Genomic DNA, 6,000 nt, shown 5'->3' with positions numbered 1-6,000 from the left:
AAGGCGTCGCGCCAGGCGCTGCGCGCCGCGGCCGCATCGCGCGAGGTCAGCCAACGCATGTAGTCGCGGTAGGGCGTGACCCGCGGCAGCGCCTGCGCGTCGGCGCCGTTGCGGTACAGCGCGAACAGCTCCTGCAACAGGATCGGCGAAGACCAACCGTCGAGCAGGATGTGATGGCTGGTGAACACCAGGTAATGCCGCGTCCCCGACTCGCGCACCAGCACGAAGCGCAGCAGCGGGGCACGGGTCAGTTCGAAGCGTTGCTGTTGGTCGTCGGCGATCGTCTGGGCCAGCGCATCGGCACGCTCATCCGCAGGCAAACCACTGATATCGATCGCGCGCCAGGGCAGCTCGACCTCGCGCTGGATGACCTGCACCGGCTCCTTGATCTTGTGGTGGACGAAGGCCGCGCGCAGGCTGGCATGGCGCCGCAACAGCGCTTGCGCCGCCGCTTGCAACGCTGCCGCATCGAGCACTCCATCGAGCGCGAACACCATCTGCACGACATAGCTGTCCTGCACCTCGTGGTCGTAGAGGGCGTGGAACAGGAAGCCGTGCTGCAACGGCGACAGCGGCAGCAGGTCTTCAATCTGAGAGTTGCGCATAAATCGATTCCAGAAGTTCGATGTCGGACTGGTCGAGCGCGATCATGGGGACGTCCGAAGGGGTCAGGGTCGACGTGTCGGCGGCCGCGGCGAAGTCGGCGATGCGGGTGAGCGCGTCGAACCAGGCCTCGGCAAAGGCACGCACCTCGCTTTCGTCGAGCAGTTCGCCGGCCCAGCTCCAGTTCGCGCACAGGCGCGGACCGTCGGGGCCGTCCTGGACCAGGGCGTTGAGGTCGATCGCGTGCGGCAAGGGCTGGGCCTCGTCGCTGCCGCCGCCGAAGGCGCCGGGGTCGTCGGCCACGCTCCATACCGCGGCGTCGTCGGAAGCGCCGACCGCGAAGCGGCCGAGGTAGTTGAAACCGATGCTCGGCGCCGCGAACGCGGCGAGTTCGCGCCCGGCCTCGTCGTGCAGATGCCGCAACAGGCCATAGCCGATACCGTGGTCGGGCACTTGCCGCAGTTGTTCCTTGACCGACTTGAGCGCGCGTTCCATGGCCTTGCCGCCGGTCATCGCCTCGACCGGGTCGAACTGCGAGGCATCCAGGCGCACCGGGAACAGGCTGGTGAACCAACCGACGGTGCGCGACAGGTCGGCGCCGTCGATCAGGCCGTCGACGATCGCGGTCTCGCGGCCGTGGCCTTCGAGGTCGAAGCGCAGGCTATCCGCATCGGGCGCGTTGCCGCGCTGGCGCCGCCAGGCGAACGCGGCCAGCGCGAACCCGGTCAGCAACACGTCGTTGACGCGGCCATTGATGCGTTCCGGCGCCTGGATCAGCAAGCGCTCGGTGGTGGCGACGTCGAGGCTCAGGCTGAGGCTGCGCAGGCTGGCATGGGTGTCGCGGTGCGGATCGAGCGGGCGCGCGAACCACGACGGCGAGGCGTCTTCGAGCATCGAACGCCAGAACGGCAGTTCCGCGCTGCGCCGTTGCGCCGCCTCGGGCAGGGCCAGCGCCCATTCGCGCAACGAGGTCGGCACCGGCTCGAGCACGATCGTCTCGACGCTGCTAGCGGCCTGCTCGTAGGCGGATTGCAGGTCGGGCACGAGGATGCGCCAGGACACGCCGTCGACCACCAGGTGATGCAGCACTAACAACAGGCGCGAGCGTTCGCCGTGGTCGAACCAGACCGCTTGCAGCAGGCGTCCGGCTTGCGGGTCGAGCCGTTCCTGCGCGGCCTGGGCCTGGGCGGCGATCTCGGCTTCGCGTGCGGCCGCATCGAGCCCGTGCAGCGACACCGCGAGCACGCAGTCGTCGGCACGGATGCGGCCGGGCTCGGCGATCTCCAGCTCATGTGTCGGCGACACGCTCAGACGCAGCGCATCGTGGTGGTCGAGCAGGGCCTGGATTGCATGCAGCAAGGGCGCGGCGTCGAGCGCAGGCACCCGCAGCAGCATCGACTGTTGATACTGCTTGAACGGCCCCGGTTGTTCGAACAAGTCGCGCAGGATCGGCGTCGCCGGCAACGGCCCGGTCGACGCCACCGCCGGCAGCCGAACGGTTTGTTCGAGCGCAGTGGCGACAGTGGCGAGTGCGCGCACGGTCTGGTGCTGGAACACCTCGCGCGCGCTCAGGCGCAGGCCGGCCTGGCGGGCGCGGCTCACCAACTGGATCGAACTGATGCTGTCGCCACCGAGGGCGAAGAAGCCGTCGTCGATACCGACCGCGGCCAACCCCAGGACTTCGGCGAACAACACCGACAAGCGCTGTTCGAGCTCGCTGCCGGGCGCGGCCGAGACGTCGACCTGCACTTGCGGCGCCGGCAGCGCCTTGCGGTCGAGCTTGCCGTTCGCGGTCAACGGCAGGGCAGGAACGGCGACGAAGGCCGCCGGCAGCATGTACTCGGGCAAGCGTTCGGCGAGTTCGCGCCGCAACTGCGCGGCATCGATCTGCGGCGCCACGACATACGCGACCAACTGGCGCTGGCCGGGCCGGTCTTCGCGTGCGATCACCGTATTGGCGGTATAACCGACTGCCGCCAGAGCGGTTTCGATCTCGCCCGGTTCGATGCGGAAACCGCGGATCTTGAGCTGGTGATCGGCGCGGCCGAGGTGTTCGAGGCGGCCGTCGCGACGCCAGCGCACCAGGTCGCCGGAGCGGTACATGCGTTCGCCGACGAGGTAAGGATCGGCGACGAAGCGCTCGGCGCTGAGGTCGGGACGGCCGAGATAGCCGCGGGCCAGGCCGGCGCCGCCGATATACAGCTCGCCGGCCACGCCGACCGGCACCGGCCGCAGGCGCACATCGAGCACGTACAAACGGGTGTTGCGCAGCGCCGTGCCGATGCTGGGTCGGTCGCCTTCTTCGATCTCGTCGATGGCGACGTAACTGGAGTCGACCGTGCATTCGGTCGGGCCGTAGCAGTTGTAGCCGCGCACCGGATGCTCGCGCAGCGTCTTCCACTGCGATTCGCCGACGGTTTCGCCGCCGAGTACGACCGTGCTCGGGTGAGTGCGGCCTTCGTCGAGCAGGCCGATAGCGCGCAACTGCTCGAAATGCGCCGGGGTCAGGTCGACCGCGTCGATACGCCGGTTGGCGATGTAGTCGAGCAGGGCCTCGCCTTCGCGGCGGGTGTCGTCGTCGATCAGGTGCAGTTCCTGGCCGGCGCACAACCACAACAGACCTTCCAGCGAGGTGTCGAAGGCGAAGGTCGCGGTCAGGGCGAAGCGGATGCGGGCTTCGCCGGAATGGCGCACGACCTCGGCAAACAGGCGCTCGCGATGCTCCTCGAACAGGTTGGCGACGCCGGCATGGGTCACGACCACGCCCTTGGGTTTGCCGGTCGAGCCCGAGGTGTGGATGACGTAGGCCGGATGCAGCGGGTGCAGCGGCACTGAGCGGTCTGCGTCGGTCGGGTCGTAGTCCGGCGCGTCGGACAGGCGTTGCAAGCCCTCGACGTCGTCCAGGCGCCAGACCGGCATGTCGACCGCGAGCGGGGCATCGTCGATAAGCGCATCGGCGATGGCGCCGTGAGCAAGCAGCAGGCGCGGCGCGGCTTCGGCGAGCAGTTCGCGCAGACGCGGGCCGAGGTGCTCGGTGTCCATCGGCAAATAGGCCGCACCGGCCTTGAGCACGCCTAGCATGGCGACGACGGTGTCGAGCGAACGCGGCAAGGCCAGGGCGATCCGGTCCTCGGCGCCGATGCCGGCGGCGATCAGGCCGTGGGCGATGCGATTGGCGCGGCGGTTGAGTTCGGCATAGCTCAGCGAGAGTTCGCCGCAGACCGCGGCGATCGCGTCGGGCGTCGCCGCGACCTGATGCTCGAACCACTGCGGTAACGAGCGCCCGGACGCTGTGGTGCGGGCGCCGTTCCAGCCGACCAGCAGGCATTCGCGTTCGTCGGCATCGAGCAGCTCGATATCGTCGATGGCGCGGCCGGCGTCGGCGGCGACCGCACGCAGCATGCGTTCCAGGTAGACGCCGATGCGGCGGGCGGTGTCGGCGTCGAACAGGTCGACGGCATACTCGATCATGCCGTGCAGGCCGGCCGCAGCGCCGCGTTCGTCGTGCAGTTCGGTGAAGTCGAAGCTGAGGTCGAACTGGGCGATGTCGAGGTCGAACTCGGCGCTGCGGCTGCGCAGGCCGGGCAATTCCAGCTCGGCCTGGGCGTGGTTCTGCAGCGACAGCATCACCTGGAACAGCGGGTGATGGGCCATCGAGCGGGTGGGCTTGAGCGCATCGACCAGACGCTCGAACGGCAGGTCCTGGTGCTCGTAGGCGGCCAGGTCGGTCTCGCGCACGCGGCCGAGCAGTGCGGCGAAGCTCGGGTTGCCCGAGGTGTCGTTGCGCAGCACCAGGGTGTTGAGGAACACGCCGACCAGATCGTCGAGCGCGGCGTCGGAGCGGCCGGCGATCGGCGTCCCGAGGGCGATGTCGTCGCCCGCGCCGAGCCGGCTCAAGGTGGCGGCGAGGGCGGCCTGCAGGACCATGAACACGGTCGCTCCGTGGCGCCCGGCAAGCGCGGCCAGGCGCGCATGCAGGGCGGCGTCGAGCGGCAGCGACAGGTGACCGCCGCGGTAGCTCGAGGTCGGCGGCCGCGGCCGGTCGCTCGGCAGCGAGATCAGTTCCGGCAGATCGGCGAGGGTGCGCTTCCAGTACTCGGCTTGTTGCGCGAGCAGGCTGGCGGCGTCGCCCTCGTCGCCGAGCACTTGGCGTTGCCACAGGCTGAAATCGGCGTACTGCACCGGCAGCGGCGACCAGTCCGGGGCACGGCCGCGCAGGCGCGCGGCATAGGCCTGGGCGAGGTCGCGCGACAGCGGCGCCAGCGAGGCGCCGTCGCCGGCGATGTGGTGCAGCAGCAACAACAGCACGTGGCGCTGCGCGTCGAGCGCGAACAGATGCGCGCGCAAAGGCAATTCGCGGCTGAGATCGAAAGCGTAGGCGGCCGCCTGCGACAGGTCGGCGCGCAGGCGTTCGTCGTCCGTGTTCGCGATCGACAGCGGAGCCTCGGCCTGGGCCAGTACGCATTGGCTCGGCGCTTCGCCCGCGACGGTGGTCGCGGGGAACACCGTGCGCAGGCTTTCGTGGCGCGCGACCAGGTCGGCGAGCGCGGCGCGCAGGGCGTCGCGGTCGAGTTCACCGTCCAGGTGCAGGGCCAGCGGGATGTTGTAGGTCGCGCTGGGCCCCTCGAACTGATGCAGGAACCACAGGCGTTGCTGGGCGAACGACAGCGGCAAGCGCTGCGGCCGCGGTTGCGCGATCAGCGGCGCCCGCCGGCCGCCGCCCGAGGGCAAGGCCCGCGCCAGTGCTTCCACGGTCGGCGCATCGAACAGAGTGCGGATCGACAGTTCGACGCCGAAGGTGGCGCGGATGCGGCCGATCAGACGGGTGGCGGGCAGCGAATGGCCGCCGAGGGCGAAGAAGCTGTCGCCGACGCCGACCCGTTCCAGGCCGAGCACTTCCGCATACAAGGCGCACAGGATAGCTTCGGCGGCGTTGCGCGGGCCGCGCGAGGCCGGCTGCGCGGCGAACTCCGGCGCCGGCAAGGCCTTGCGGTCGAGCTTGCTGCCGTTGGCGGTCAGCGGCAGCGCGGGCAGGGCGACGAAAGCCGACGGCACCATGTACTCGGGCAGGCGTTCGCCGAGGCGCCGGCGCAGGCCGTCCTCGTCGATGGCTTCGTGGGTGACCAGATAAGCGACCAGCAGCGGATGGCCGGGCCGGTCCTCGCGCACGATCACCGCGTTGCCGGCATGGCCGCATTGCGCCAGCGCGGCTTCGATCTCGCCCAGCTCGATGCGGAAACCGCGCAGCTTGATCTGCTGGTCGGCGCGGCCGAGGTAGTCGAGCTGGCCGTCCTCGCGCCAACGGGCGCGGTCGCCGCTGCGGTACATGCGCTCGCCGATCACGAACGGGTCGGCGACGAAACGTTCCGCGCTCAAGCCCGGGCGGTCGAGATAACC

At 69.9% G+C, this 6,000-nt stretch carries 2 protein-coding genes (1 of these 2 running past the window's edge); both read right to left on the bottom strand.

All coding sequences use genetic code 11. The features are described from left to right. A partial coding sequence (locus tag LC490_RS23670) for a condensation domain-containing protein (RefSeq protein WP_223621837.1) occupies nucleotides 1-605 on the bottom strand: 605 nt, incomplete at its 3' end. After that, nucleotides 586-6,000 carry the 3' end of a non-ribosomal peptide synthase/polyketide synthase gene (locus LC490_RS23665; protein ID WP_223621836.1) on the bottom strand. 22,455 nt of this gene lie beyond the right edge of the window, so only the last 5,415 of its 27,870 coding nucleotides appear in the window; its start codon lies beyond the right edge, outside the window; it ends in the stop codon at nucleotides 586-588. The genes LC490_RS23665 and LC490_RS23670, both read right to left, overlap by 20 nt.

This window comes from Lysobacter sp. ESA13C, from assembly GCF_019970005.1.
Classification (GTDB): domain Bacteria; phylum Pseudomonadota; class Gammaproteobacteria; order Xanthomonadales; family Xanthomonadaceae; genus Lysobacter; species Lysobacter antibioticus_B.
Note: the sequence above shows the minus strand (reverse complement) of the source record. Positions and strands in the feature narration are given on the sequence as shown.